A 25,763-nucleotide genomic window follows, 5' to 3' on the forward strand; every position below is an offset into this window, starting at 1 on the left:
CTACACAGCAGCGTCACAACGACATAGACAGTGCGTCGAGCAATACAAAATAGTCAAGAGAGCTTAAGAACGCTAGCCAAGCGTTACCGCATCAATCAAAAAACCGTCGCAAAATGGAAGAAACGTACTTCAGTAGATGATCTTACAACCGGGCCAAAGAATCCTCGCTCAAGCGTGTTATCGCCTGAAGATGAGGCGGCAATTGTTGCTTTTCAAAAACGCACTTTGTTGCCGCTAGACGATTGCCTTTATGCATTGCAGCCGAGTATTCCTTATCTGACACGCTCGTCGTTACACCGCTGCTTGCAGCGGCATGGTATTTCATGACTGCCTAAGGTACAAGGTGATCGCCCTGTCAGGAAGCGCTTCAATTGTTACTTTCATATCGACATCGCTGAGATGCAAACAGCACAGGATAAGCTTTATCTCTTCGTGGCTTTATTGCATAAATATTTTTCAAGATACTGATTTTTAAGGGTCTTATAAAACTTTAATAAAAAATAAATATAATAAAATCAAAGTGTTAGGTATTAGTGCAGCAAAGCCGTTCAGGAGCACAAAGGTAAGGTAATAACATCTTTTTAATAGTGATATTTATTGCTCCCTATCCTTACATTAAAGTTTTATTTGGAAATTTACCTATCATTAACCCATTTTTCATTCATATTTCCTGTTATGTTGAGATTGCTTTAAGATATATTAAATAATAACATTAGTGATAATTATTATCATTTACATTAGCCAAAATGTCTTCTACCGTTCCTTCATCATTTAAACTATCTTTACTCAGTTTTTCGATTTTAGTTACACAACAAAGTTTTGCCGATGATACTCAGCAATTACCGACGATTACCGTTACAGCGGAATCAGAACAGAGTGAGCTCAGCTCTGAACAGAGTAAAGCCTATATCATCCAAAACTCGTCAACCGCCTCAAAACTGAATATTCCACTTAAGGAAACGCCGCAAACAGTCAATGTCCTTACCCGCCAGCAACTGGATGACTTTGCCTTGGATAATACCCGGGACGTACTGCGCAATACCCCTGGCATTATCGTCAGCAATCAGGAAACGGAACGGACCTCCTACCTTGCCCGAGGTTTCGAGATTTCAAATGTTTTAGTCGATGGCGTTGGTATTCCACTCGAAGGCTATAATTATAATAATGATAATCCAGACAGTTTTTTGTTTGACCGTATCGAAGTGGTCAAAGGCGCGAATGCCTTAAATAATGGAATTGGCGATCCCGGCGCAACTATTAACATGATTCGCAAACGCCCTACTCAGGAACTTCAGGCAGCCTTGAATGCCAGTTACGGCTCATGGAATACCCAGCGCTATGAAGCAGATGTATCTTCTCCTCTCACCCAGGATGGAAAAGTCAGAGGCCGTGTATTTGGTTATCAACAGACTGGTGACAGTTATCTGGATCGTTATGAACTAGAAAAGAACGGCATAGGTGCTGTTGTGGAGGCAGATATTACTGACACAACTCTATTGACTGCTGGCTATACTGAAACCAATCACAAGCCGAATGGTGTCAATTGGGGTTCTAATCCACTGATCAATACTGAAGGCGAGCAGCTCAGTTACTCACGGAATTATAATTACAGTCCAAGCTGGGCGCACTGGGATAGCAATATTAAAAGTTACTTTGCCGAGCTTGAACAAAAACTGGGTGGCGACTGGACAGCCAAACTGACCTATGATGAAAAACGTACACAACGCGATTCAAAGCTCTTGTTTCTGTCCGGCAAACCTGGCGCAAATGGCACTTCAGGCATCTTCCTCTACCCAGGCATGTATATTGATGACAATAAAGAACAACAAGCCAGCCTGAGTTTTAGCGGCACCTATCCGCTTTGGGGACAACGCCATGAAGCCTCATTGGGCTATGTCTGGGCCAAAAATCGTCTGGATGAATTGGGTTATGCTGGCAGCTTTGTCAATCCGCTGACCACAGATTTAGCCAGTTTTACACCCGAAGAACCAAGCTGGGATATGTCGAAAACCAGTGGTGAAATGCATATCCGGCAGAAGAACCAGAGCCTTTATGCTGCGACCCGACTGCATCTGAATGATGATCTGAAACTGCTTTTAGGTGCGAACTATGTTCAGGCTGAAAGCAGTGGTAGCAGTTATGGGACCGACACCATTTATGATGAAGATAAAGTTTTACCCTATGCCGGTCTGACCTATAACTTTAGCCCTGAATATACAGGCTATCTGAGTTATACCTCGATTTTCCGTCCGCAAACCACCAGAGCAGATGATGGCAGCATTAACAAACCGATCGAAGGTGAAAGCTATGAAGTCGGAGTCAAAGGTTCTTGGCTAGATGACAAGCTTACCGCCACCATGGCTGTGTTCAGAACGGAGCAAAGTAATTATCCGCTTCGTGATTCTGATGGTATTCCGACTTTACGCACAACTCAGGTCAGTGACCTGCGTTCCCAAGGCTACGAGTTTGGCTTGGCGGGACAACTGACCGACCATTTTAACTTAAGCTTTGGTTATACCCAGTTTAGCCTGAAAGATCTGATCAATGGCGGTGATGCGCGTACCTTCAATCCAACCCAGTCTTTTAATCTTTTAACTACCTATCAGGTGCCGCAACTTCCAAAACTGAAACTGGGCCTTGGTGTGCAGTGGCAAGATCAGACCTATCTAGATGTGCCTGAAGCAACCGCCAATGGAGTGATTACCCAGAAAGCTGGAATCATTGAGCAGGATGCTTATGCGCTCGTGAACTTAATGGCCAGCTATGAGCTGAATGAGCATATGACCTTGCAAGCCAATGGTAATAACCTGACCAATGAAAAATATCTGTTCAATTTCCCGAATCAGCAAGGTTTTTATGGTGCACCAGCAAATTACAGCGTTGCTGTGAAATTTAAATACTGATTTTCAAACTTAGCCTTGACGACATGTTCAGGGCTAAATCATCACTACATACACAAAAACAGGTAAAACAAATGAAAAAAATGATCGCTCTGACCCTCGGACTGTCTATGACACTTTCAGCTCAGGCGCATATGCTTTGGCTGGAACGTGATACAGATAAGCAGACTCATGCGTTCTTTGGTGAATATAGTGAACAGCTTAAAGAAACGCAGCAAGGTGCCTTGAAGTCTTTTAATCAAGCAAAGGCCGTTCAGTCTAGAAAAAGCTTTAGTCCTCAAATGCAACAAGATCATTTGCTTTATGCGACCCAAGGCCAGACAGATGTCCAGCTCAGTCATGAATTGATCTATGGAGAATCATTGTTGAGCTATCATGCCAAATCCGGCAGACAAAACTTGAAAGCAGAGTCAGAACTAGATATTGTCCCGACCCAGATCAACAGCAATACATTTACGGTACTGTATCAGGGTAAAGCTGCTGCGGATGTTGAAGTCACAGTCTTTTCCCCGCAATTCTGGCTAAAAAAATACACCACCAACGGCCAAGGCCAGATTACGATCGCCACGCCATGGAAAGGTCAATATGTCATTGAAGTTGGCAAAGAAGCAGACAAGGCAGGAAAATTGAATCAGCAGGCCTATAAAAAACAGTATCTGGTAACGACTTTAAGTTTTGTTTATTAAGTTTTTAGATTTTCATCAGTATAGATTTATTCAAGGCCAAATATGATGTCTGTTGTAGTGCAGCCACTTGCCATTCTCTATCGCTTAGGCATGACCTTTGGCATTGGCTACTTGTGCAGTTATTTAATCGCACTCGATCTGGCTTACTTTCTACAGGCTTTTCTGCCTAAAGCTGAGTCTGTCTATTTGGCTGCATTTACTGCCCTGATTTTTTATGTTTGTTTTGTGATTGGAATCTTCTGTATCCAAAGTTTAAAAAAGCTTTCTATCTATAGCCTGATTCCTTTACTTATTTTATTTCTCTTCTCCCGCTTCATAGGTTAAACCATGCATAAATCTGTCCGTCAATCCATGGCATGTTTACATTCATGGCTGGGTTTAAGCTTTGGCTGGTTACTCTTTGCGATCTTTTTAACAGGCGCGGTCACCTATTACCGACATGAAATCAGTCTATGGATGCAGCCTGAATTTGCCACAATGCAAGTCAATCAGGAAACTGCCTTAAAATCTGCTTACAGCTATTTACAGCAGCATGCACCGGACGCCCAAAACTGGTATATCGGAGTCGCCAATCAAGACTCACCGGTGAATAAAGTCTACTGGCAAAAAGCGGATGGTGGCTATGAAGTCAAAACCCTGAATGCTTCGACAGGAAAAGAATTACAGCTTTCAGCCACACAAGGGGGAGATTTTTTCTATAATTTTCATTTTCAGCTCTATGGTATGCCCTACACCATTGGTCGGCTGATTGTGACGATTGCTGCCTTTATCATGTTATTGACTCTGATTTCAGGAATCATTACCCATAAAAAAATCCTGACAGACTTTTTTACCCTAAGAGCCTTTAAAGGACAGCGCTCTTATCTGGATTTTCATAATGTCAGTTCAGTGATTGCCCTGCCGTTCTTTTTGACCATGACATTTACCGGGTTGGCGATTTTCTTTTATATCGTGCTGCCTTCCGGTATGAAAAAACTTTATCCAGACAATCCCTTTCAATATTTTGAAGAAATTCGCACAATCAATACATCAGCCACCCACTCAGTTCCTGTGAAAACCCAGATGCTGCCAATTCAACATTTTATCACCACGGCACAGCAACACTGGGGATATGCGGAATTTGACAATATCACGGTCAAGCAGCCCAATACCCAGCTGGCACACATAACCTTAACTCAGCTCAAAGATCATTCCATTACACGAAATCAGGCACAGCTTATTTTAAATGCTGCTACCGGAAAATTGCTTGAAAATACACGAAATGAAAGTGCAATTGCCACACTAAATGCCAGCATGTATGGTTTACATATGGCACGTTTTGCCGAACCTGTTTTACGTTTAGGGTTATTTTTCTCCGGCATATTAGGCTGCGCAATGATTGCATCCGGATTGCTGCTGTGGAGCCTGAAACGCCAGATGCAGAAAAAATCAGTGCGGTTTCATCTCGGACACTATTTAGTGAACCGCTTGAATATCACCATAATTATTGGCTTGCCGCTTGCCATGCTGGGATATCTCTATGCGAATCGTTTTATCAGTATTCCTGTAGGTGCACCAAATTATGAAATTTATAGTTTTTTCTCTATCTGGCTTGGCAGTTTTATCCTGGCATGTGTAACCCCACAGCAAGATATATGGAGAATGCAGCTTAAACTTCTGATTTGTGCTGCCTTTATAATTCCCCTGATTGATATTTATTATTTAGTTTCCCAGCAATATGTTGATTCTTTTGCGACTTATTGGCCTTTTTTGCGTATTGAGCTAATGTTATGGACCTTGGCCCTTTTTGCTCTATTTTTACACCAAAAAATTACGCCCATTCAGCAAAAAGCGGTCAATAAAATTCAGGCTAAATTAAAAATCACTCAACAGGAATCATCAATATGATATGGATTGCAGTGATCGGTCTGCTTTGGCTGAGCTGTTTTGGTTTTTATGTGGTAAGTGAAAAGCAGATCCTAAAAACCCGAAAATCTCATTACGCTTTTTTAGCGGATTTTCCTACGTACACTAAATTCGCTGCAGGTATTTTCTTATTCGTCGCGATGTTTTTATTACGTACCCAGTTTAGCTCCAGTATTAGCTTTGTGTCTCTATGGGTATTTCTAAGCCCTGTACTGTTTATCTTTATCTTAAAAATGAATAAAGCATTTTAGTATTTATTTAAAATCAGAAAGTAGCAAACAGCCTAGTGTGCTATTCACACGCCCTTTATTAAACCAATCTACCCAGTATCTGCTAAACCTTGCCAATCTGCTTTTAAATACCTCAAATGCATTATTTTGGCTAGAATCAAAAATTTAAATTGGTAGGTATTTGGTAGGTAGGATTCTTTTTAACTTAATTCAATACTTATATTACGGTGAGGGTCACCGATAAAATAATCAATGAATGGTAGAAGGAATAACACCATGGCTTTTAAAAATATTTCAGATCAAACTAACGGTTTTTATATTCCCTGTGTTTCACTTTTTGGTCCGGGCTGTGCTAAAGAAATCGGGATCAAAGCACAAAATTTAGGCGCCAAGAAAGCACTGATTGTAACTGATGCTGGCCTGTTTAAATTTGGTGTTGCAGATGATATTGCAGATTATTTGAAAGAGGCAGGTGTTGACAGTTATATTTTCCCAGGTGCGGAACCCAATCCAACTGATATTAACGTGCATCATGGAGTTGAAGCTTATAATGAAAATGCCTGTGATTTTATTGTATCGTTAGGTGGGGGCTCATCACATGACTGTGCCAAAGGCATCGGTCTGGTCACTGCAGGTGGCGGACATATCCGTGATTATGAAGGGATTGATAAAAGTACCGTTCCGATGACACCACTGATTGCAATCAATACCACGGCAGGGACGGCTTCGGAGATGACACGTTTCTGTATCATTACCAATACCGATACCCATGTGAAAATGGCGATTGTAGATTGGCGTTGCACACCACTCATTGCAATTGATGACCCTAAACTGATGTTGGCCAAACCTGCCGGCCTGACTGCGGCAACAGGGATGGATGCTCTGACACATGCGGTTGAGGCCTATGTATCTACGGCTGCTAATCCCATCACTGATGCCTGCGCAGAAAAGGCGATCACCATGATCAGTGAATGGCTCAGTCCCGCAGTGGCGAATGGGGATAATCTAGAAGCACGGGATGCCATGAGCTATGCTCAACATCTTGCCGGAATGGCCTTTAATAACGCCTCTTTAGGATATGTGCATGCGATGGCACATCAGCTCGGAGGCTTCTACAACTTGCCGCATGGTGTTTGTAATGCAATTTTGCTCCCCCATGTTTGTGAATTTAACCTGATTGCTTGTCCTGAACGTTATGCCAAAATTGCCCAATTGATGGGGGTGAATACAGAAGGCTTAACCGTAACTGAAGCAGCTTATGAAGCGATTGGCGCCATTCGTCAGCTTTCGGCTTCAATTGGTATTCCATCTGGGCTGACGGAATTGAATGTAAAAGAAGCTGACTTGGCCATCATGGCGGAAAATGCACAAAAAGATGCCTGCATGCTGACCAATCCACGTAAAGCCAGCCATGCCCAAGTGGTAGATATTTTTAAAGCGGCGATGTAGTGCCTCAATTTAAGTCTTCTCTCCAAGCATCTGACTTACATTTTTAACAGCCCCTGTTTCACTTCCTGAGGAAGTGTGCCAAGAGCAGACATGCATTTTCCTGTTCCTGGCTGATCCTTTTGCCTTCATAAGAGGATAAAAGCGGGGGGTGTTTCTTTTTTATGAAGTCCCCTTCATTATGAATATCGACATTAATCCCATGGTAGAAAAATGCCACGATTTTTTTAGCCCGTTCCAGCCAGAAAAAATTTCCCGTCGTATGATCTTAATATCATATTTAATCTCTGAGGAATAAACTGCGCGTCCTTCAAATGACATGAAGGTAAGCGTAGCTGATTTTAATGAAGAGCATCCCATCAAGCAGCTAGGCAAACTGGGTAGCCACTGATAAAAATTTTAGGATCAGGTTCAGTCTAAATTAATAAGCAAACCCACAGTAAGCAAGGATAATACTTAATATTCCAGAATTTTCCTATTTTAACTGTTTAGCTTTGTACCGATAGTTACATCAGCTTTAAAGATTTTTATATTTTAACAGAGTCTGATGAACGGGATGGTTTTTGGGCATCAGTTCAATCAGGCGTTCTACAGCATCAATCGCTTCAGGAAAATGTGCCACATGTTTCAGCAAGACATCGGTTTCATTAGCCTTGAAAATGGCATCGCTCAGGCGTGATTCCAGACAATCTCTCCAAGCGCATAGAAATGGACTTTCTGTTCTAGCCAGAAATACGCCGGTACATAACTTCAAGGCTGAATCGATATACCCAGCATCTAAAGATTGCTCTGTCATTAAAAAATCAGCCTCTACATGCGCCAATAAACGATAGGGTCTGGAACCCAGCATACCACCTAATACATCGCGTAACTGTGACATTTCTGCTTTTAAAGTCCCCATACTGACCTTGCGCTCGCCATATAAGGCTTGATGCAATGTATCTAGACTCAGACCCTGCGGACATAAGGCTAGAAGGGTCAGAATTTCAATCTGTCGAGGAGTCAGAACCAGCATCTTGCCATTAAACAGCACTTGAGGTACTGAAAAAGCTCGAATAAACAGGCGCTGCTTCTGGCATTCTAGTAGAGCCGACTGGATGATCGTAGCACAGCGCTCCGCAGCTAGTAGTGCTAAACTGTTATGCTTTGGCCAGGTAGTCGACAGATCAATGACACCTAAGACCTGTTTTGAATAGGGATCAATAATCGGGGCAGCGTAACAAACCCAATCATGAATGGAGGACATGTAATGTTCACTGGAAAAGACACAGCTGGATTGTTGAGTTTTTAAGGATAATGCCAATGCATTGGTTCCGACTAGCTCTTCGCGCCATTGCCCACCTTCAATAAAATGTACACTTTCTGCGGCACTTTGCATTTGTGGGCTAGAAGCTGCCCAAATGATGGTGCTGCCGATATCTCCGACCGCCAGCACCATAGAAGATTGCTCGGCAATATGTTTTAAATCCTGAGCACAATGTTGCAGGGCTTGGGCTAAAGTTGAGGAAGAAGTGGTCTTTTTTAAATCCGTCAGCGGTGCTGCTAAACGATTCTTCGGGATTTCAGCCGAGGATGAACGTTGCCAGGAGCTGGCAATACTCTGTCCCAGCTGTTCTGCATGTAAGGGAGACAAACTGCTGTTTTGCCGAAGCTGATCAGTATTGTGCCTTTTTTCCATCAAATCTTGTTTTGTCATCATTCCTTATTCTCACAACAATTCATGATTTACATCCGCTGTAATCGTTATTTTTTTAAAATGGATGAAAATATCGTGAACATGCTAGCTCCAACCTTTTTCCAACCTTATACCAGTTATATTAATCAAATAAGGTGCAGAAGTACCTTATACCAAAGCTGTAGAAGCGGTTTTGCCATACGAAAATAAGCAAAGGAAATAAATATGCGTTACGTCGATCCTAATCAACCTGATTCAAAAGTTCATTTTAAAGCACAATACGAGAATTTTATTGGCGGCGAATGGGTCGCTCCGGTCAAAGGTGAATACTTTGACAACATCTCTCCGGTAGATGGCAAAGTCTTTACCAAGGTTCCGCGTTCTTCTGTAGAAGACATTGAATTGGCCCTGGATGCAGCGCACAAAGCCAAAGAACAATGGAACAGAGCATCGCCGACCACCCGCTCCAATATTCTGTTGAAAATTGCCGATCGTCTGGAACAAAATCTGGAACTGCTGGCAGTGGCAGAAACCTGGGATAACGGCAAACCGATCCGTGAAACGCTGGCTGCCGATATTCCGCTGGCTATTGACCATTTCCGTTATTTTGCCGGCTGTATTCGTGCGCAGGAAGGCGGCATTTCCGAAATTGATGAAGATACGATTGCTTATCATTTTCATGAGCCGTTGGGCGTCGTGGGTCAGATTATCCCGTGGAACTTTCCGATTCTGATGGCTGTCTGGAAACTGGCACCTGCCCTGGCTGCGGGCAACTGCATTGTGTTGAAACCTGCAGAACAGACTCCGGTCAGCATTCTGGTGCTGGCTGAACTGATTCAGGATATTTTGCCACCGGGTGTCCTGAATATCGTCAATGGTTATGGGGTTGAAGTCGGTCGCCCGCTAGCCACCAACCCACGCATTGCCAAGATTGCCTTTACCGGTTCCACCGCCGTCGGTCAGATGATCATGCAATATGCCACCGAAAATATTATTCCGGTGACGCTGGAACTGGGGGGTAAATCACCGAATCTGTTCTTTGCCGACATCCTGGATCAGGAAGATGACTATCTGGACAAAGCGCTGGAAGGTTTTGCCATGTTTGCCCTGAACCAGGGTGAAATCTGCACCTGTCCATCGCGTGCGCTGATCCAGGAAAGTATTGCTGACGAATTTCTGGCGCGTGCCGTTGAACGGGTGAAACGGATTAAAACCGGGCATCCGCTGGATACTGACACCATGATTGGCGCGCAAGCCTCACAGGAACAGCAGGACAAGATTCTGGGCTGTATTGCCACTGGTCGTGAAGAAGGCGCACAGATCCTGACTGGTGGTGAAGCACGTCAGGAAGTGGGGCAAGGTTTCTATATTGAGCCGACTATCTTTAAAGGCACCAATGACATGAAGACCTTCCAGGAAGAAATCTTCGGGCCTGTACTGGCTGTGACCACCTTCAAAGACTTCGATGATGCGATCAAGATCGCCAATGATACGATTTATGGACTCGGTGCCGGTGTCTGGTCACGCTCAGCGCATACCTCTTACCGTGCAGGCCGTGCTATTCAGGCAGGTCGGGTCTGGACTAACTGTTATCACATCTACCCTGCGCATGCGGCTTTCGGTGGTTATAAAAAATCAGGGATTGGGCGTGAGAATCACAGAATGATGCTGGATCATTATCAGCAGACTAAAAACTTGCTAGTCAGCTATTCGACCAAACCAGCCGGGTTCTTTTAAGAAGTGAAATACATTCAAAGCGAACTTCGGTTCGCTTTGAATGTATGGTAGCTAGCTTTCACAAAATATCAGCAACATCTTCAAGCTGCGGCCAATTCAAATAAAGTTTTTAGTCTATAAATACTTTTTTTAAAGGAAAGAGCATCACCTCAAATTTCTATTTGCAATAGTGTCATTTTAAGATAATTTCACTCTATAAAGATTTCGCCACATTCTCCAGCCATTGAGTGCCAGAAGAATAAAAATAAAATAAAGCACGGCGGTTAAATACAATGACTTATAGCTATACATGCCGACATAAATCACATCTAACACACACCATAATCCCCAGCTTTCAATATATTTTTTTGCCGCCCAATAACTTGCCACCAAGCTAAAAGAAGCCAACATGGAATCCAACCAAGGGAGTGATGCTGTGGTGAAATGAGCAAATAAGGCGCCAATCACCAGACCGGCGACAATACCCACAATCAGGCTATATACCCAGATTTTTTTATTCAAATAGCCAATCTGCACGGTGATAGCCTGGTCATGATTTTTCTTCGACCAGCTATACCAGCCATACAGTTGCATCAAGATAAATACGGCTTGTAATGCTGCGTCTGCAAATAAATTGACACGATAAAAAATAATCATATATAAAAATACAGCGACAATATTCACCAACCAGCAGACTTTATATTGTTTGGAGGTCAGCCAGACACCTAAAACGTTTAAAATGAACGCTGCAATTTCTATATTTTCCATAGCAATATAACCTGATTAAGCAGCCAATTTAGAAGTTCAGATTGAATGACAAGGTTGCTGTACGCGGCGAACCCAAGAATAAATAATCATCACCCAAAAATTCACCTGCATCACGCCAGTATTTCTTGTTGAACAGATTATTAATATTCAAGCGCAGCAATGCATCGGTCGTATTTAGCTTAAATTGATAAGCAGCGCCTAAATCAACCACACTATAACCTGCAACTTTCGCAGCACCCTCTTTGTTGGCATATTTGCTGGAACTGTATTGACCACCTGCCAGAACAGTGAAACCTGCAATGCTCGGTACGTTATAGCGAAGATGTGTTGCGAAACGAGCTTTTGGCACGTTTTGCGCCTGATGATTACCATATTGAACCGCTTCCACATTTTCTAAACGGGCTTTGGTCAAGGCTAAAGATGAAGTTAAGGCCAGATGGTCGGTTAATGCACCATTCAGTCCTAATTCCAGGCCCTGACTATGCTGTTCGCCTTCCGCAATAAAATAGCGAAGTCCTGAAATCGGCTTGCTATATTGATTATCCTGACGTAAATCAAAAACGGCTGCAGTCAACAGGAAATCATGGATCTGTTGTTTGAAACCAATTTCATATTGCTCTGAATAGATCGGTGCTAGAGTTTCAGCCGCATTCTCTGCAAACCAAGGCGCTGTTTTTCCATCTGACAGGCCTTTAGCATACGAGGCATAGACGGTAGTCGATTCCAAGGGGCTATAGCTGATCGCAAATTGCGGTAAAAATTTGCCTAAATCAGTATCGCGGACTTTTACCCGATCTGCATCATATGCTTGTTCATCCAGCTCGATCCATTTTCCGCCAATCAAAGTGGTCCAATGTTCATTCCATTCAATACGATCAAGAAACGTCAATGCAGTTTGTTTACTGTCTAAAGCTTTAAAATAAGGACCTAGATTTCCTTCTTCTGGGATCCTGTCGTAGGTATCTTGGTAAATATTACCAACATAGTCTTCTGAATTTATGTACTGGTTTATACCGTTGTAACGATTTCTAGATTTATCTGTGTAAGTCAAATCAAAGTTAAGGTAATGTAACGCCCGATCAGTATGTAATAGACCATCTAACTTGATTTTAAATTGGTTAGTCTGATAGGTATCATCAGGATTTTGATAATCGTAAATATCATATTCTCCCTGTTCACCAAACGTGTTACAGGAATATGCTTCTAGACATCCCTCTCGATAATAACCGTAAGCAAATGTCGAATAATCATCAACCTTGGATTTACTGTGGGCTGCGACGAGTCCCAAGTTCCAGTCATCATTCAATGCATAGCTATATTTTAAACTGCTATTCAGACTATCGATCGTGACCGGTTTGCCCCAAGTCTGATAACCCAGCAATCGGTCCCATTTCACATTTTCTGGGACTTTACCATCCAGTAATTGATAACCTGGCACTGATTTTTGTTCGGAACGCTGTGCTTCAAGATCAAATTCTAATTTGGATTGCTCAGATGTTTTCCAATCTAAGGCCAATGCCGCTAGATAGCGTTCACCATCGACATGATCGACATAAGACTCCATCTGTTCATTCACCAGATTGATGCGATATCCGAATTGTTGCTCATCACCCAAAAAACCACCGAGATCAGTTGCCACTGAAAACTGGCCGTGTTGATCGGCCGAGAATGTCAGTGCCTGAATATCTTTCGGTCGCTTGGTGACATAATTCACAACCCCACCCGGGGTCGACATCCCACTTTGAATCGCGGACATGCCTTTTAAAATTTCCACACGTTCTTTATTTTCAAGTGCGACGTTTTGTTCACCACGAATCACATTGCCATTAATGAGGTAGCTAGATGCCAAATCGAGTGCAAAGCCACGAGAGACAAAGTTTGGATAATAGCCAATTGCGGCATAGCCATCACCGATGGCTGCATCATTTTTTATAACATCACTCAGTACACGTGCATGCTGTTCCGCGATGAGATCTGCTGTGATGACAGAGACAGATGCAGGGATTTTTTGAAGACTGTCCGTAGCAAAACCCTCAACATTCACTTTGGTACTTGAGTAAGGGATGCTTTGATCGGCTTTGATGACAATCGTGTCAAGCTGTCGAACATCATCTTCAGCATAAGTCAGCGGGGCTAAACACAGCTGCGACAGAATGATCATATTTAAAGATCGAGTTAATACATTCTGTTTGAGTTGACGAGTGTTCATACGAAACCTTATGTCTGTGAAGTGGGTGATGATGCTGGGTTTAGAGAGAGCATTGAGAAGATTGCAATTCATCTTGAATGAGCCGGGTTAAGGTCTGGGTAAATTGTTGACCTTGTTCGCCAAAGAACCAGTCCACATGACCGATAATCCAGTCGTAATAAGCAGCATCTGCATGGTTGAGGTTGTGGGTAATGCCCACAAAATACTCCAGCTCTGAAAAAGCGAAATCCAGATGCACGATTTTCAGCAGTTCTGGCAAAATACTAAAATCTTCTTGTGGATGTATCTCGGAAAAATAAGCATGGAGAAAAGCGGTTAAACCGGCTTCATCAATCGGAATATGTGGGTTCTGCTTTAATTCCAACCAATCAATGAAATTACGTTCAATCGTCACAGCCAGATCATAAAGTGCCGAATTTCGGTCAGATAAACCAAAATCAATTACGGCAGTAATCTCCGCTTTGGCATCCGGTGCTGACCAAAATAGATTAGAAGCGTGTAAATCGTTATGGGTCCAAATTCTGCTTGCCTGTTGCAATACAGGCTGAATACGCTGGTGAACCTGTAAGATTTGATCTAAAAAGTAAGGATCTAAATTTTTGTCGGCACAGTAACGGCTTAATTCTGGACTGTTTACAATGCGCCGTTGAATGGCTGTAACGATATTTTCACTGTTTAAAAGCTGCTGATTGGACAATAAATAAGATGCTGATCGGCCTTGCCGCTCAGGAAAATCCTGCATGGCCATATGTAAGCTTGCCAGTAATTGCCCCGCTTTCGCAGCATGTTCAGCATAGAAAAAAGGTTTCCAGGATTGCTGATCTGCATACAGATCTAAGCCGGCTGCTTTTGCATAGACTTCATAGGTCCAGTCACCTAGCTCTAAAGCGGTCAGACCTTGATTTGAGCTAATCAATGCTGCAACAGGAATTTCTTTGCTAGCTAAATGCTGAAGAACGGCATGCTCCTGTAAAATATCGCGGGCACGACGAAAGGAACAATGGCTGCGCTTAATCAAATACTGATGCGCGACTGCTTCATCCCTGCTCACAAAATCTTGCTCCACCTTGACCAGAGCCGCAGATGAAAATGGCCGGGGACTACACCACAAAATCTCAAAATGACCTTGTAAACAGGAATAGTGCTGCTGCAGGCTTTGTAATTCTGGATCAGAAATATGTGCCCAGTCTTTATGTTCCCAGGCATTGCCCATACCATGACCTAAATCATCAGTCATTGTGGTCATTATCAATATTCCTGAGCCAGATCATTATGTAATAATGGAAAATCATTGTTTAGGCGAACATGCAAACAGTATTTTTAAATACATTTAATATTGAAGACACGCCCTAAAATTAAGTGGTACATACCAGTATTAAATTGGAGGCAAGTTTAGCCTTATAAATATAAAAATAAAATAGATCTCTCGCATAAATCAAAAAATGATCTTCTTTTTGGTTAATATTCGAACTCCAGATTTCTTAGCATTCGCGCATAATCTGCGGATGAAATACATCAATTCAAACAAGCTTTCTGATCCTCAGTTCAAGCTATAACATAGTTTTGAAATGCACCGTAATTCATTTTCATGACTTCACTAAGTAGCTCTTTAAATCCATGTTCCTCAGCAGCAAATTCTACCAGTGATTCATTGTTTAGATCAGTAACACATGCCATGGTCGAAATGACCTGTACACTATGAGCTTTGAATTCGCCCAGGTATATTTTGTTGAATTACGTTTTTTTTATTAAGATATTTAAGGGAAAATTCTCACGGAAAAAATGTTTTTTATCACTGAACCATATACAAGTAGCTAAATTATCCTGCAATTTTTCAACCATCATTGGATGACTACCGTAAACTAGGTAAACAATATCACCAATATAGATATTATTCATCTTTAGTCAGCCAAGTATAAGATCAAAATTCTGAAACTTCTGATAAATAAATTAATGCCATCAATTGAGGACTTTTTTTAAACTGAGAAAGCGTTTATAAAGTCCAATTAAGTCCTTGTCCCATTTCATAAATAATGAGTATTAATGCAATTACCATTAGTAAAATCACAATGGCTTCGACCTTAGTGAGCATCTTAAATTCTCCACCTTTCATCTTTTATATAATAAACAAAGTGAACAATAAATAACAATAAGGTTACAAAAAAATTACTAGATGTTACAAAAACAGGGCTGGTAAAGAAAAATCTCTCAGAGGAGGTGCTAATTCTTTTCAAACTTAACCTTATGTACTAGGCGATGTCCTGTATAAGACTCATGACCTACTGCGATCATATCAACACCACCTTCTTCTTCTAAACTTAATAAGAAAGTATGGAAACCCTGCATGTCATTTAACTCAATATTATTGCTGATCTATTTCATCGTACCTGGTTTCATATTGTTTATGTCTTCTTGGATTTTATTATAGGGGGATTACCGCAGTTGACCATTGCTATGCTCTTTTTATAATTTGCCATTAAATTATCTTCCCTATAAAAGATTTTCAAGAAAATCGGTCTGTATTTGGCCAGTCAACGCTACAAAAAAACTCATCCGATAAGTATTCTTACATAAACCCGAGGTTCTATAACTTGGATCCTGAATATCTTACATATGCAGACATAGCTCATACATCGGAATTTAAACTTACCCTCTACACTGAAATTAAGTTTTAGAAACGCAGAGGAAATTCAGATGGAAAAGTATTCAAAGATTCTAATCCTGAGCTTATTTGGATTTACTGGAACAGTAGCTATTGCAGATGAATCCATCCCAATAGAAGCAACTGCCGCCGCCGAAGCGCAACAGGTTGCTTTAGATTATGGAAATGAGAAAGACAAAAAATCTGAATCATCTGAAAGCCCTTAATTAAAGTGATGCCGGTCAGTTAAGAAATTGACTGGCATTTTCTTGAGTATTTCTGTGGTGTTCCTTTCACAACTCGTGGGCAACTCCTCACTCCCCTCTCAGGCAAAACATATCTCTTAGATTTTTCCAGTAAACTTTCTAAATGTTTAGGTAAATTACCTGCGGAGTCTAAAGAGTCGAATCTTAATATATTCAGAATGCCAATAGATGCAATATGAAAGCTGATTCTCAAAGGACTGACTTTTGCACGTTGAGCCATATGTTTCATTTGTCTTCTTAGAATATTGTAGGCAATAAAGCCCCCCATAATTATTGACAAACTAAATCAGGTTGCTTGTTCCTCAAATGCTTGCCCTCCTGTAAATCACTTTTGATTTCTGGGTAACACATTTCTATTTCCCAGCGCTGAGCATAAAGCTTCGCCAAGCCTATCAGTGGCTGTGTCTTTGGGTTCATTAATAAAGTGATATAACGTCTAATTTTCCCTTTCTGCTCAACTTCAATCAAACGCACTTCCCAATACCCCCTAATGTTGGATTAAGTTTCTTGGCATTTGCTGATATTGGCATCCTGATATGAAAGTCATGCTGAGAATTACGCTTGATTTAGAATTGTTCAAACACAATTTAAACCAGATCCCTTCAGGAACCTTTGTTCTTACAGATAGAGGTTATCAAAGGATTTATACTTTGTATCCCAATACCCTGTTGCCATTAGAGGCCAAAAGCCGCTGTAAACTGGATCCTGAACTAAAAATCTATAATCAGGAAATCAATAAAGAAGAATAGAAATTAAGTATGTATTTGGCAGTCTAAAAACTTTCAAAATACTTTCAGAACGTTATCGCAGTAGAGCTAAAAGCCCCCCTTTTGAGATTCAATCTAGTTGCTGGAATTTATAATTTGCAACTGAGTAAGAATGATTTATGAAGGAGGTCTAATCTAAGAAAATAAAAAAAATCCTAAAACCATTTAACTTCTTAGGATTTGAATGGGCAGGATATAAATATAAGCTTATGCTTGAATATCTAAGGTCATTTCAATTTTGTCCTGTGACCAGATTTCGATGTCATATTCAATCACTAGATCATCTGATTTTGAAATACGTTCAATATAAGTGGCGGTTTGACTTAAAGGAATACCTAAGTGCTGGCTCTCAAAATGAGACACACCGGTATTTTTAATTTTTAACTGACTACTCGTGTAATTATAATGAAAGTGATTTTTAATGACATCTTGGACCGAAGTAATCACATTATAATTCAGCACATCTGGAAACAGCGCAACAGGTAAATAATTATATTCTAGAAGTACTGGTACATCATCAGCATAACGTAAACGGATAATTTCAATAAAGCCCAATTTACGATTTTCTTCGCTAAAAAGATTACTGTGATCCAATCGCTGCAGCTGTCTGGTCGAGATCAGTTCAGTTCTGGCATTAAAACCCTGTGCCTTCATATAAGAACGAAAATTTTCAATTGAGTTTGGATAATATTGAATTTTTTTATTACTCACGAACCAGCCGAGATTTTGCCGTTTGAAAATTTTATCTTCGGCACGAAGCTGTTCATAGGCCTTACGCACTGTTTCCCTTGAACAGTCAAACTTTAATGCCAAGTACCGTTCGGATGGAATTATTTGATTAGAACTGTAATTTTTCAATTCAGCCTCAATCAAATCTCTGATTTCCATATACTTCATTCAGTGAATCCAGTGAGTGCTCATAAGTGATAAAGATAGTACTAAATTAAAGAACAGAGGAAAATTGAAAACAAGGTACAGATCAGTAAAAAGATGCATTCCCTTGTTTTAATGAGAATGTTTAGCAGCATGATTGATACGTGATTCTGAGAGAATATCGTTGTCCACTCATAATATTCTCATTTATGCAAAAAGAATAGACTAAATTTGTCTAGGAGAGTGGTGACAGTCTAATCTAATTAAAAGGCATCTACAAAATCGGCGGCTATTCGTAATAGTCGACTGAGAAAATCACGTACCTTGATTCTAGACATTATTGCCCACCTCTACTAGCACATTTCCTGACACAGTCCCTATCTATACATTTGAATGCCTTTGACTATTAAAGATTATCTTTAATAAAATGAGCTTTATAGGGCAATATACTAAGATCTCCAGACTGTTGAATCCGGCAAGCGCACTGAGTGCGGTTCCGTAACGTGACACTGGGTAACGTCTTGGACTGCTGTATGTAGACAAAAAATGAAAGCTGCGGTTTAAAGCTGGCGTCCTTCAAAATTTATCTCATTTTATAACTGATGTCTGGATTTTCAGGTAATTATACCGCACCAAAAAAACATCTATTCACTAACGAGCACTTAGGCTATTTATTATAAAAAAACAACCATACATCATTGATATATGTCCATTTATTTATAATTTTGTCATGGACATAAGTTAATTAGTTAATTTTTTAGGTCCCATATATCATCTAAGCGGAATCAATTAAAACCTGTTATAAGTCAGTGTAACATTGAAATTTATAGAAATAATATTTAAAACCGTTTTTTATTTTGAATTAAGGTGTCATCAATTAGCTTGAGAAAATCTTACCGGTCCTCATAATTTTTTCATGACTAAACGCTATGCATTAAAAGATGATCAGTGGGAACAGATTAAAGATCTGTTACATGGACGAATGGGTACTGTTGGAGTAACGGCCAAAGATAACCGACTATTTGTTGAAGCGGTATCGTTCAGGTATCCCGTGGCGAGACTTAATCGAACGCTTTGGTGATTTTAGAGTAGTGCATACTCGTTTTAGTCGTTGGGCTAAAACAGGTGTGTGGCAGAGAGTCTTTGAAGTGCTGTCACATGACCTTGACAATGAATATGTCATGTTAGACTCCACCCCATTGTATGTGCTTACCAACACAGCGCTGGGGGGAAATCAGGCGACTAGGCGCAGTAAAGGGGGCTTAAGCACCAAAATTCATGCCCGTACTGATGCTTTAGGCAACCCGACAGGATTTTATCTCACGAATGGGCAGGTCCATGACTTAAACGGTTCAGATGTGTTGCTGGACTTATCGTTGAGCCAGACCTGGTTTATGGATAAAGCCTACAACTCTAGGGATCGGGTCATTGATCCAATTTTAGAGGCGAAGGGTCAAGTTGTGATGCCAGCGAAAAGTAATTCTATTGATCAGCGTGATTATGATTGACATATCTACAAGGCAAGACATCTGATCGAGAATTTTTTTGCCAAGCTCAAACAATATCGTGCTATTGCCACACGCTATGATAAATTGGCTCAAAACTTCTTATCAGCGATCTTTCTGGCTTAATTGATAACACGCCCTAGTTTGAGATTGTCAAAAAAAGTGTAGCAACTTGCTACACTTTTTCACTTTTCTGAATAAGCTGTTTTAAAAAATCTTCTAGTTGTAAGAGACTAGCTTCGTCAATTTCCGAGATATTCAGAGAAACCTTAAGCTGTTTTTGATTGAGTTTGATATTCCCCGCAATCTTACCTGCATATTCAATTTTTCTAACCACAGATGTTGTGGTCAGTTTTCCTGGATCCTGACTCAATATTTTTTCAGCATAGGCAGTAACTTTACTTTGCTCTAGTTTTTTGTCTTTTACTTTTTCCCAAGCCCCTAGCAAAGCCTTTTCGGCCTCAGAAAGTTGCTCTATATGATCCGACAGAAATTTTTTGAATGCAGTTGCAGCAGTACGACCTAGCAGGCCTGGTTCCACATCAAGGTCATTTAAAATTGCTTGAGGCAGTTTTTCGTACGCTAAATACTTGTACATATCTTCGCGATTTAAACCCAGTGAATTGGCTAAACGTTGCTTGTTTTTCTTTAATTTCTCATCAAGTGAGTTCAGGCCAATAAAAATCTCATAATCTGTCAGATCCTGACGCTTTAAATTCTCTGCTAGGGTTAACAAAGACGCTTCTACATTATTTGCATCAATGATAATGGCTTCAATCACAGACTTGCCGAGTAACTGATGCGCCCGTAAGCGTCGCTCGCCTGCAATTAGTTCATATTTCAGATTATCCAGTTTACGCACTGTAATGGGCTGCAAAAGGCCGATTTCATCAATGGAATCCGCCAGTTCTTTTAACAGTGACTCTTCAAAGACTTTACGTGGCTGGTTTGGACTGCGGCTGATATCCTCAATAGGGACATTACGTCTAAACTCTTTCAGCTCTTTAATATTGTCTTTCTGTGCTTGCTGGTGTTTTTCTGTATTCTGTTTCAGTTTCTGAGCTAAAAGCTCTTTGGTGCTTGCCATAATGCTCTCAGGTTTAAACTTTCGCTACAATTTCATTGGCAAGGCTTTCAAAAGCCTTACGTACTTTTGAATTTTTTTCTACTTTCAAAAGTGATTGTTGCAGAATCGCTGCTTGATTGACTTTAGTACTTTGAGGAATGGTAGTTTCTAAAATTTTGCCCACCTGTTTCAAGGCTTCATCCCGAATCAATTTACAAACATTCTGACGTTCATCATGCTTAATCAGTAAAGCGCCTAAAAGCTCTAAATTTGGATTAATACGTTTGATCTTTTCAAGATGGTTTAAAAGATCTGTTACCCCATACAGTCCATATTGTGATCCGGATTCGATAGGGATAATGACATGGGTTGAAGATGCCAGCGCATTGCTGGTTAATAATTTAAGACTAGGTGGACAATCAATCAATATGAAGTCATAAAGATCTTTTAACAGTTCTAGCTTGATATTTAACTCTTCAGAAGGACGGGGAGCTTCTTCTTTTAGTTGGTCTTCTGTTTTTCCTAAATTCAAGGAACCATAAATTAATGATACTTTTTCAAAGTTCGTTTCTTCTTGTAATGCATCTGCCAACAACGAAATATCGCCCACCAGTAATTCTGCTGTAGTCACAACAATTTCGCTTGGATGTTGGATCCCAATGTGTAAACTTGCGTTTGCTTGAGGATCTAAATCAATGACTAAAACTTTGTTGCCCAGATTGGCAAGTTCTGAGGCTAGGTGCACAACAGTCGTTGTTTTACCACATCCGCCTTTATGGTTAGCAACAGTAATAATTTTTGCAGACATGCGTGTCAGATGCTTCCGTATTTGAATGTCTAGTAATATAAATAACTTTCACTCATCTTACTATAGTTTTTAAATTTATAAATCCTATTTGTTCAGATGTAAAACAGCTTAAAAAATAAATCTTTAACTAAGCTAGCTTAATTAATAATTAGAATAATTAGTTATTTAGCTAATTAATAATTAGGAGCATATTTTTATCATATAAAACAAATGCTTGGAATTTTAAAGGTGGAAGGTTTGTCACCGTAAAGTGGAAGGTTTGTCACCGTAAAGTGGAAGGTCTGTCACTGTAAGGTGGAAGGTTTGTCACCGTAAAGTGGAAGGTCTGTCACTGTAAAGTGGAAGGTCTGTCACTAGGGTGGAAGGTTTGTCACTGCTATTTTTTAAACTGCTATTTTTATTTAAAAGTAATTTAAAAAACAATGATTTAAGCTGTTAATAAAGTCTTGTAACCAAGCTTTAAAGGTGGAAAGGTTGTCACTGTATATTCTTGACCTGTGGATAATCTATTTTTATTGGATATTTCCTGATGATTATATGTGCAGTTATACCTTTCAAATCTAACGGAAAGGTGGAAGCCTCGTCACATCAGGGTTTCTATCTGACTTAACCAACCTGAATGCGGATGAAAAAAACTAAAAATAGGCATTCTGAACTGTAATTTCGGGGCTAAAGGTGGAAGGTCTGTCACTATAGGGTGGAAATATTATATTTAATTCCACTTTAAAGGCAAAAAACCGGCTAAAACGCTTTTTTTTGATGACAAGCCTTCCACTTTTAGAATCTTGTGGTGAAAGTCTTGAAAGTTTTTCCACTTTTGTATATAAAAACTAAGTCAAATTATAAATATCACGGTTATGACAGAATCTGAACCATTGCAAGAAGAATCGAATTATATTCCTTACTGTATAGGCAACATTCGCCATAATGGCGTTGTCAGTACCAGTAACCGTTTAATTCGCCCAATCGAGTTATCAGCCAATGAATACAAGGCGCTTCTATATGCAATGGCAGTTGCGAATTATAGTGAGAAAAATAGGGTAAATGGTGAAATCACTGAACAAACCTATATTTATTTGTATAAGGATGATCTGGCAGATTTACTAGGATTGAATAAACGCAATTCAATTAATGTTGCAATAGACCGGATCTATAAAGAACTTTCATCTCGGGTGGCTCATTTTATTATTGAGGAGCCTGCTGATGATGGTAAGAGAAAGACTAAAAAAGTACATTCTGTCGTTCCCATTATCCGTGAGTTAAGATGGGAAGATGACTCTAAAAATGCGATTCAGATTCGTTTTACCAGTGAGGTGTTACCGTATTTCACTCAACTGGCTGGGGGGAATTTTACTACCTACCAGCTAAAACATCTTTTTGCCCTGGATTCTGTTGCCAGTATGAGTCTTTATACGTATTTCATTAAAAACGAATTCAAGTACGCCAACCAAAAGAGTTATGAAGTGCCATTACTTTTGGAAAACTTGAAAGCACTGATTGATATTAATGAAACCAAATATGATCGCTGGGTAGATTTTAGACGCTATGTATTAGACAAAATAGTGGCAGAAATTAACGAAAATACAGATCTACAATTGGAATATGAAACCGTTAAGAAAGGCCGTCCAATTGTGGGTGTGAATTTTAAACTGCATCATCGGGTTGCTGATAAAGCACCGGATGAAATTGCAGTAATTGAAAAAATCTATCTTGATGTTCCATTTGAAGACAATGCATTCGTAAAAGAATTGGGGGCGAAATTCGATACGAATATACGTTCTTGGTATATTTTTAATAATGATGAAAATTATCAGCAATTCAAGAAGTGGTTCAAAAAAGTAGGATGTCTCACTGACTCTCAAGCAAATATTGTCATTAATGACACTTTATTCCAAATGGATTTTGCTGAAATTGGTATGGGCCTGAATGACTTTAAACGAAATATGAAGCATAAACTTAAAAATAATCCGGAATTCGTTCAAAGTATTCGTGAAAGACTGAATGATATTTTTGGTAAAGAGCTTATCTAAAAAAGTGTAGCAACTTGCTACACTTTTTTAGATATATGTTTGTAAAGAATACAAGTGGTAAGGACCCTAGGATAAAAACGACTCTGTTGGATAAAGGCTTTAGATATAGATCTTCCCTAAGTTATCCAAATTCAAGTGACAACTTGGGTATGAGGTCTGCCTAATTCCTTAAATCTATTCAAAACGTAAGTGTTCGCTGAACACACCTTATGAATTCATCCTATAAGCCTTAATTTAGTCCCCACTTAAAAACAAGTGGGGACTAAATTTATGACTACAAATAACTAGGGTCTGTTGACATTTACTGTTCATAATTAACCTTATAAAGGTAGCCATAAAAATATACAGGCTAAAGCAACAGAACTTTGATAATTTCTTTTGAGCTTGTCATATCGAGTAGCTATTCCTCTAAATTGCTTTAATCTACAAAACATATTTTCAACTAAATGCCTGATTTTATATAAATACCAGTCCATATGGTCATTGTTCGATTGGCTATTTGTTTTCTTTGGTATATTCGCTTTAGTCCCTGTTTTCCTGATCTGTTCACGCAGTAGTTCTGAATCATAGCCTTTATCTGCACATACCACTTTTGTCTCTTTTAAATCTAATGTTGATATTAAATCAGGTGCAACTTTAACATCATGTGTGGTTCCATCGGTAATCATGAAATCAATAGGATTGCCATGTGCATCAACAATCAAATGTATTTTTGAGGAGTTTCCTCCTACACTTTTAGAAATAGATTGATTCGCTATGCCGGCAGAATGTTGATGAGCACGTACATGAGAGCCATCAATAAAAATCCACTCCATATCGGGGCATGAGGCTAGTAATTTGAATAATCTAAGTAACTTACCGCTGCTTGACCAACGATTAAAACGTTTGAAAATAGAGTTTGAATGACCAAAACAGCAAGGAATATCTCGCCACGGACAGCCTGTTCTAATTCTATAAAGAATAGCTTCAATAAAATTGCGTAAATTTGAGTTGTGGTGAATGGATAAATTACGCAGAATAACTTTCAACTTTTGCCAGTGTTGATCTGTCAGCATGGTACGAGGCATAGCGAATAGTAAAATTGGGTTTGGCGATTTGATTTTACTACTTCGCTATTTTTTTAAGCTAAAAGTGTCAACACACCCTAGGACATCCATCACATCTCTTGAGAAAAAACGAAGAACATGCAGTGCTGAATTTAAACAGCAGATCGTTCAGGCTTGTAAAGCACCGGACGTTTCAATTGCTTCAGTCGCTTTGCAACATGGATTGAATACAAATCCCCTATCCAACTGGATTCGCTTAATTGATGGTAAGCTAGAGAAATGATCGCTCACCACTACCGTATAAACCTGCATTTATTGCTTTATCTTGCTCTGCACCATTAGATCCTACTCCTACTGACATGTTAACGGTTCAAATTACTTTACCCCACTCAAAATCAGAAATTGGCTTGAAATGGCAAGTATCAGAAATATCTGCTTTAGGAGAATTACTCAAGGCACTTGCAACATGATCCGTATCGATGAAATTTGGCTGTCTACCCAACCTCTGGATATGCGAGCAGGTATGGATACTGTCATGGCTCAGGTGCTGAGAGCCTTTGGCTATATCAAACCGCATTGTGCTTACCTATTCTGTAATACAAACGTGACCATCGCATGAAAGTGCTGGTGCATTATGGACTGGGCATCTGGCTGTGTGCCCGGCGGCTGGAACAGGGAAAATTCCACTGGGCTAAAGTTCACCAGGGTGAAACCGTGGCCCTCAGCCCGGAGCACTTACAAGCACTGATCCAAGGTTTAGCTTGGCAAAGAATCGGTCTGCAGCAAGTGGTAACAATGCTCTAAACCAAGCTCGGCCATTCTGCTATTCTCCAAACATTCTATTTCCTCTGCGTCATGACCTCAAGCATACTGCGGCCATGAATACGCTGCCTGATTTAAGCCAACTGCCCCATGAACAACTGCTGGAATTTACCCGGCAATTGGCGATGCAGCATCAGTCTTTAGCATAATCAAAACAACAACTGGAACAATCAAATCAGCAATTAGATGCCAGAGTTAAACATCTTGAAGTCACCAATCAGCAATTAGATTCTAAAGTTAAATCTCTCTCTATTCTCAATCAAAAATACGAGCATGAACTTGCGCAGTTTAAACGGCATAAGTTCGCCCAGAAGAATGAACACTTAACGGCCAAACAAATCCATCTTTGGGACGAAGCGGTCGAAGAAGATATCGCCGCTGATGAATTAGTATAAAAATAAAGT

General features: G+C 40.2%; 20 protein-coding genes and 5 pseudogenes. 16 read left to right on the plus strand and 9 right to left on the minus strand.

From position 1 onward, the window contains the following. Positions 1 to 30 precede the first annotated feature (30 nt). From F893_RS17695 to mdh, 7 genes and pseudogenes are all read left to right on the plus strand, one after another. Positions 31 to 441: pseudogene (locus F893_RS17695) on the plus strand (IS481 family transposase); the annotation flags it as partial. 305 nt (positions 442 to 746) lie between these two features. Beyond that, complete coding sequence (locus F893_RS16215; RefSeq protein WP_004281955.1) at positions 747 to 2,903, plus strand: TonB-dependent siderophore receptor; 2,157 nt, start codon at positions 747 to 749, stop codon at positions 2,901 to 2,903. 71 nt (positions 2,904 to 2,974) lie between these two features. Beyond that, positions 2,975 to 3,586: a DUF4198 domain-containing protein gene (locus F893_RS16220; RefSeq protein WP_005093768.1), complete on the plus strand. Its 612-nt coding sequence runs from the start codon at positions 2,975 to 2,977 to the stop codon at positions 3,584 to 3,586. A 42-nt stretch (positions 3,587 to 3,628) separates the two neighbouring features. Then, positions 3,629 to 3,910 (plus strand): hypothetical protein, encoded by a 282-nt coding sequence (locus tag F893_RS16225; protein WP_004281957.1) that lies wholly within the window; start codon positions 3,629 to 3,631, stop codon positions 3,908 to 3,910. A 3-nt stretch (positions 3,911 to 3,913) separates the two neighbouring features. Continuing rightward, positions 3,914 to 5,473, plus strand: coding sequence for a PepSY-associated TM helix domain-containing protein (locus tag F893_RS16230; RefSeq protein WP_005100761.1), 1,560 nt, complete (start codon positions 3,914 to 3,916; stop codon positions 5,471 to 5,473). Continuing rightward, positions 5,470 to 5,742, plus strand: a complete 273-nt coding sequence (locus F893_RS18200; RefSeq protein WP_005100766.1) for a hypothetical protein — start codon at positions 5,470 to 5,472, stop codon at positions 5,740 to 5,742. The genes F893_RS16230 and F893_RS18200 overlap by 4 nt, the downstream gene beginning before the upstream one ends. Positions 5,743 to 5,997: 255 nt before the next feature. Beyond that, the gene (gene mdh / locus F893_RS16240) at positions 5,998 to 7,170 is read left to right on the plus strand and encodes an iron-dependent methanol dehydrogenase (protein ID WP_005253564.1); all 1,173 of its coding nucleotides are present in this window, start codon (positions 5,998 to 6,000) and stop codon (positions 7,168 to 7,170) included. 514 nt (positions 7,171 to 7,684) lie between these two features. Here mdh and F893_RS16245 read toward each other — a convergent pair. Next, positions 7,685 to 8,866, minus strand: a complete 1,182-nt coding sequence (locus tag F893_RS16245; RefSeq protein ID WP_004281960.1) for a sigma-54-dependent transcriptional regulator family protein — start codon at positions 8,864 to 8,866, stop codon at positions 7,685 to 7,687. A gap of 201 nt (positions 8,867 to 9,067) precedes the next feature. Between F893_RS16245 and F893_RS16250 the strand changes: the two genes are divergently transcribed. After that, positions 9,068 to 10,579 carry an acetaldehyde dehydrogenase ExaC gene (locus tag F893_RS16250; RefSeq protein ID WP_005253574.1) on the plus strand — a complete coding sequence of 504 codons (1,512 nt, stop codon included), beginning with the start codon at positions 9,068 to 9,070 and terminating at the stop codon, positions 10,577 to 10,579. A 177-nt stretch (positions 10,580 to 10,756) separates the two neighbouring features. On the opposite strand, the gene pnuC is transcribed toward F893_RS16250, so the two are convergent. From pnuC to F893_RS16265, 3 genes are read right to left on the minus strand one after another with little or no spacing between them, the layout of a single operon-like run. Beyond that, positions 10,757 to 11,326, minus strand: coding sequence for a nicotinamide riboside transporter PnuC (pnuC, locus tag F893_RS16255; RefSeq protein ID WP_004281962.1), 570 nt, complete (start codon positions 11,324 to 11,326; stop codon positions 10,757 to 10,759). A gap of 28 nt (positions 11,327 to 11,354) precedes the next feature. Beyond that, positions 11,355 to 13,535: a TonB-dependent siderophore receptor gene (locus tag F893_RS16260; protein ID WP_004281963.1), complete on the minus strand. Its 2,181-nt coding sequence runs from the start codon at positions 13,533 to 13,535 to the stop codon at positions 11,355 to 11,357. Between the two features lie 40 nt (positions 13,536 to 13,575). Further along, positions 13,576 to 14,781 (minus strand): phosphotransferase enzyme family protein, encoded by a 1,206-nt coding sequence (locus tag F893_RS16265; protein ID WP_004281964.1) that lies wholly within the window; start codon positions 14,779 to 14,781, stop codon positions 13,576 to 13,578. Positions 14,782 to 16,229: 1,448 nt separating this feature from the next. Here F893_RS16265 and F893_RS18155 point away from each other — a divergent pair. Beyond that, entirely contained in the window at positions 16,230 to 16,403 is a 174-nt protein-coding gene (locus F893_RS18155; protein ID WP_004281965.1) for a hypothetical protein, read from the plus strand. A gap of 19 nt (positions 16,404 to 16,422) precedes the next feature. Here F893_RS18155 and F893_RS18455 read toward each other — a convergent pair. Next, positions 16,423 to 17,008, minus strand: a pseudogene (locus F893_RS18455) (DDE transposase); the annotation flags it as partial. Between F893_RS18455 and F893_RS18010 the strand changes: the two are divergent. Further along, a complete protein-coding gene (locus tag F893_RS18010) occupies positions 16,979 to 17,191 on the plus strand; it encodes a hypothetical protein (RefSeq protein ID WP_004281968.1) in 213 nt (70 codons plus the stop codon). The pseudogene F893_RS18455 and the gene F893_RS18010 overlap by 30 nt on opposite strands. A 225-nt stretch (positions 17,192 to 17,416) precedes the next feature. Here the strand turns inward: F893_RS18010 and F893_RS16285 are convergent, their stop codons facing one another. Further along, positions 17,417 to 18,106, minus strand: coding sequence for a GntR family transcriptional regulator (locus tag F893_RS16285; protein ID WP_004281969.1), 690 nt, complete (start codon positions 18,104 to 18,106; stop codon positions 17,417 to 17,419). An 892-nt stretch (positions 18,107 to 18,998) separates the two neighbouring features. Here F893_RS16285 and F893_RS16295 point away from each other — a divergent pair. Continuing rightward, a pseudogene (locus F893_RS16295) lies at positions 18,999 to 19,713 on the plus strand (IS5 family transposase). A gap of 49 nt (positions 19,714 to 19,762) precedes the next feature. Here F893_RS16295 and F893_RS16300 read toward each other — a convergent pair. Both F893_RS16300 and F893_RS16305 read right to left on the minus strand, forming a co-directional pair. Continuing rightward, complete coding sequence (locus F893_RS16300; RefSeq protein ID WP_004281971.1) at positions 19,763 to 20,674, minus strand: ParB/RepB/Spo0J family partition protein; 912 nt, start codon at positions 20,672 to 20,674, stop codon at positions 19,763 to 19,765. Positions 20,675 to 20,687: 13 nt separating this feature from the next. Then, positions 20,688 to 21,461 (minus strand): ParA family protein, encoded by a 774-nt coding sequence (locus F893_RS16305; protein ID WP_004281972.1) that lies wholly within the window; start codon positions 21,459 to 21,461, stop codon positions 20,688 to 20,690. Between the two features lie 857 nt (positions 21,462 to 22,318). Here F893_RS16305 and F893_RS16310 point away from each other — a divergent pair. After that, the gene (locus tag F893_RS16310) at positions 22,319 to 23,491 is read left to right on the plus strand and encodes a replication initiation protein (protein ID WP_004281973.1); all 1,173 of its coding nucleotides are present in this window, start codon (positions 22,319 to 22,321) and stop codon (positions 23,489 to 23,491) included. A gap of 320 nt (positions 23,492 to 23,811) precedes the next feature. Here F893_RS16310 and F893_RS16315 read toward each other — a convergent pair whose 3' ends face one another. Then, the gene (locus tag F893_RS16315) at positions 23,812 to 24,558 is read right to left on the minus strand and encodes an IS5-like element ISAba31 family transposase (protein ID WP_005250519.1); all 747 of its coding nucleotides are present in this window, start codon (positions 24,556 to 24,558) and stop codon (positions 23,812 to 23,814) included. A gap of 64 nt (positions 24,559 to 24,622) precedes the next feature. Here F893_RS16315 and F893_RS18460 point away from each other — a divergent pair. The 4 genes and pseudogenes from F893_RS18460 to F893_RS17180 form a co-directional block, all read left to right on the plus strand. Next, positions 24,623 to 25,007 (plus strand): annotated as a pseudogene (locus F893_RS18460) (transposase). Continuing rightward, positions 25,004 to 25,156, plus strand: coding sequence for an IS66 family insertion sequence element accessory protein TnpB (locus F893_RS18015; RefSeq protein ID WP_004647769.1), 153 nt, complete (start codon positions 25,004 to 25,006; stop codon positions 25,154 to 25,156). The pseudogene F893_RS18460 and the gene F893_RS18015 overlap by 4 nt, the downstream one beginning before the upstream one ends. An 8-nt stretch (positions 25,157 to 25,164) precedes the next feature. Then, the gene (gene tnpB / locus F893_RS16330) at positions 25,165 to 25,341 is read left to right on the plus strand and encodes an IS66 family insertion sequence element accessory protein TnpB (RefSeq protein WP_157799964.1); all 177 of its coding nucleotides are present in this window, start codon (positions 25,165 to 25,167) and stop codon (positions 25,339 to 25,341) included. Between the two features lie 74 nt (positions 25,342 to 25,415). After that, a pseudogene (locus tag F893_RS17180) lies at positions 25,416 to 25,748 on the plus strand (IS66 family transposase); the annotation flags it as partial. Positions 25,749 to 25,763 lie beyond the last annotated feature (15 nt).

It is taken from the genome of Acinetobacter sp. CIP 102136, from assembly GCF_000369685.1.
Taxonomy (GTDB): Bacteria; Pseudomonadota; Gammaproteobacteria; order Pseudomonadales; family Moraxellaceae; genus Acinetobacter; species Acinetobacter fasciculus.

What these genes read in the sequence shown, in the direction of transcription:
- F893_RS16315 (WP_005250519.1), bottom strand. Translation starts at nt 24,558, where the DNA reads ATGCCTCGTACCATGCTGACAGATCAACACTGGCAAAAGTTGAAAGTT.
- F893_RS16260 (WP_004281963.1), bottom strand. Translation starts at nt 13,535, where the DNA reads ATGAACACTCGTCAACTCAAACAGAATGTATTAACTCGATCTTTAAAT.
- F893_RS18200 (WP_005100766.1), top strand. Translation starts at nt 5,470, where the DNA reads ATGATATGGATTGCAGTGATCGGTCTGCTTTGGCTGAGCTGTTTTGGT.
- F893_RS16250 (WP_005253574.1), top strand. Translation starts at nt 9,068, where the DNA reads ATGCGTTACGTCGATCCTAATCAACCTGATTCAAAAGTTCATTTTAAA.
- pnuC (WP_004281962.1), bottom strand. Translation starts at nt 11,326, where the DNA reads ATGGAAAATATAGAAATTGCAGCGTTCATTTTAAACGTTTTAGGTGTC.
- mdh (WP_005253564.1), top strand. Translation starts at nt 5,998, where the DNA reads ATGGCTTTTAAAAATATTTCAGATCAAACTAACGGTTTTTATATTCCC.
- F893_RS16220 (WP_005093768.1), top strand. Translation starts at nt 2,975, where the DNA reads ATGAAAAAAATGATCGCTCTGACCCTCGGACTGTCTATGACACTTTCA.
- F893_RS16300 (WP_004281971.1), bottom strand. Translation starts at nt 20,674, where the DNA reads ATGGCAAGCACCAAAGAGCTTTTAGCTCAGAAACTGAAACAGAATACA.
- F893_RS16215 (WP_004281955.1), top strand. Translation starts at nt 747, where the DNA reads ATGTCTTCTACCGTTCCTTCATCATTTAAACTATCTTTACTCAGTTTT.
- F893_RS16265 (WP_004281964.1), bottom strand. Translation starts at nt 14,781, where the DNA reads ATGACCACAATGACTGATGATTTAGGTCATGGTATGGGCAATGCCTGG.
- F893_RS16310 (WP_004281973.1), top strand. Translation starts at nt 22,319, where the DNA reads ATGACAGAATCTGAACCATTGCAAGAAGAATCGAATTATATTCCTTAC.
- F893_RS16230 (WP_005100761.1), top strand. Translation starts at nt 3,914, where the DNA reads ATGCATAAATCTGTCCGTCAATCCATGGCATGTTTACATTCATGGCTG.
- F893_RS16225 (WP_004281957.1), top strand. Translation starts at nt 3,629, where the DNA reads ATGATGTCTGTTGTAGTGCAGCCACTTGCCATTCTCTATCGCTTAGGC.
- F893_RS18155 (WP_004281965.1), top strand. Translation starts at nt 16,230, where the DNA reads ATGGAAAAGTATTCAAAGATTCTAATCCTGAGCTTATTTGGATTTACT.
- F893_RS16305 (WP_004281972.1), bottom strand. Translation starts at nt 21,461, where the DNA reads ATGTCTGCAAAAATTATTACTGTTGCTAACCATAAAGGCGGATGTGGT.
- F893_RS16245 (WP_004281960.1), bottom strand. Translation starts at nt 8,866, where the DNA reads ATGATGACAAAACAAGATTTGATGGAAAAAAGGCACAATACTGATCAG.
- F893_RS18010 (WP_004281968.1), top strand. Translation starts at nt 16,979, where the DNA reads ATGAAAGTCATGCTGAGAATTACGCTTGATTTAGAATTGTTCAAACAC.
- F893_RS18015 (WP_004647769.1), top strand. Translation starts at nt 25,004, where the DNA reads ATGATCCGTATCGATGAAATTTGGCTGTCTACCCAACCTCTGGATATG.
- F893_RS16285 (WP_004281969.1), bottom strand. Translation starts at nt 18,106, where the DNA reads ATGAAGTATATGGAAATCAGAGATTTGATTGAGGCTGAATTGAAAAAT.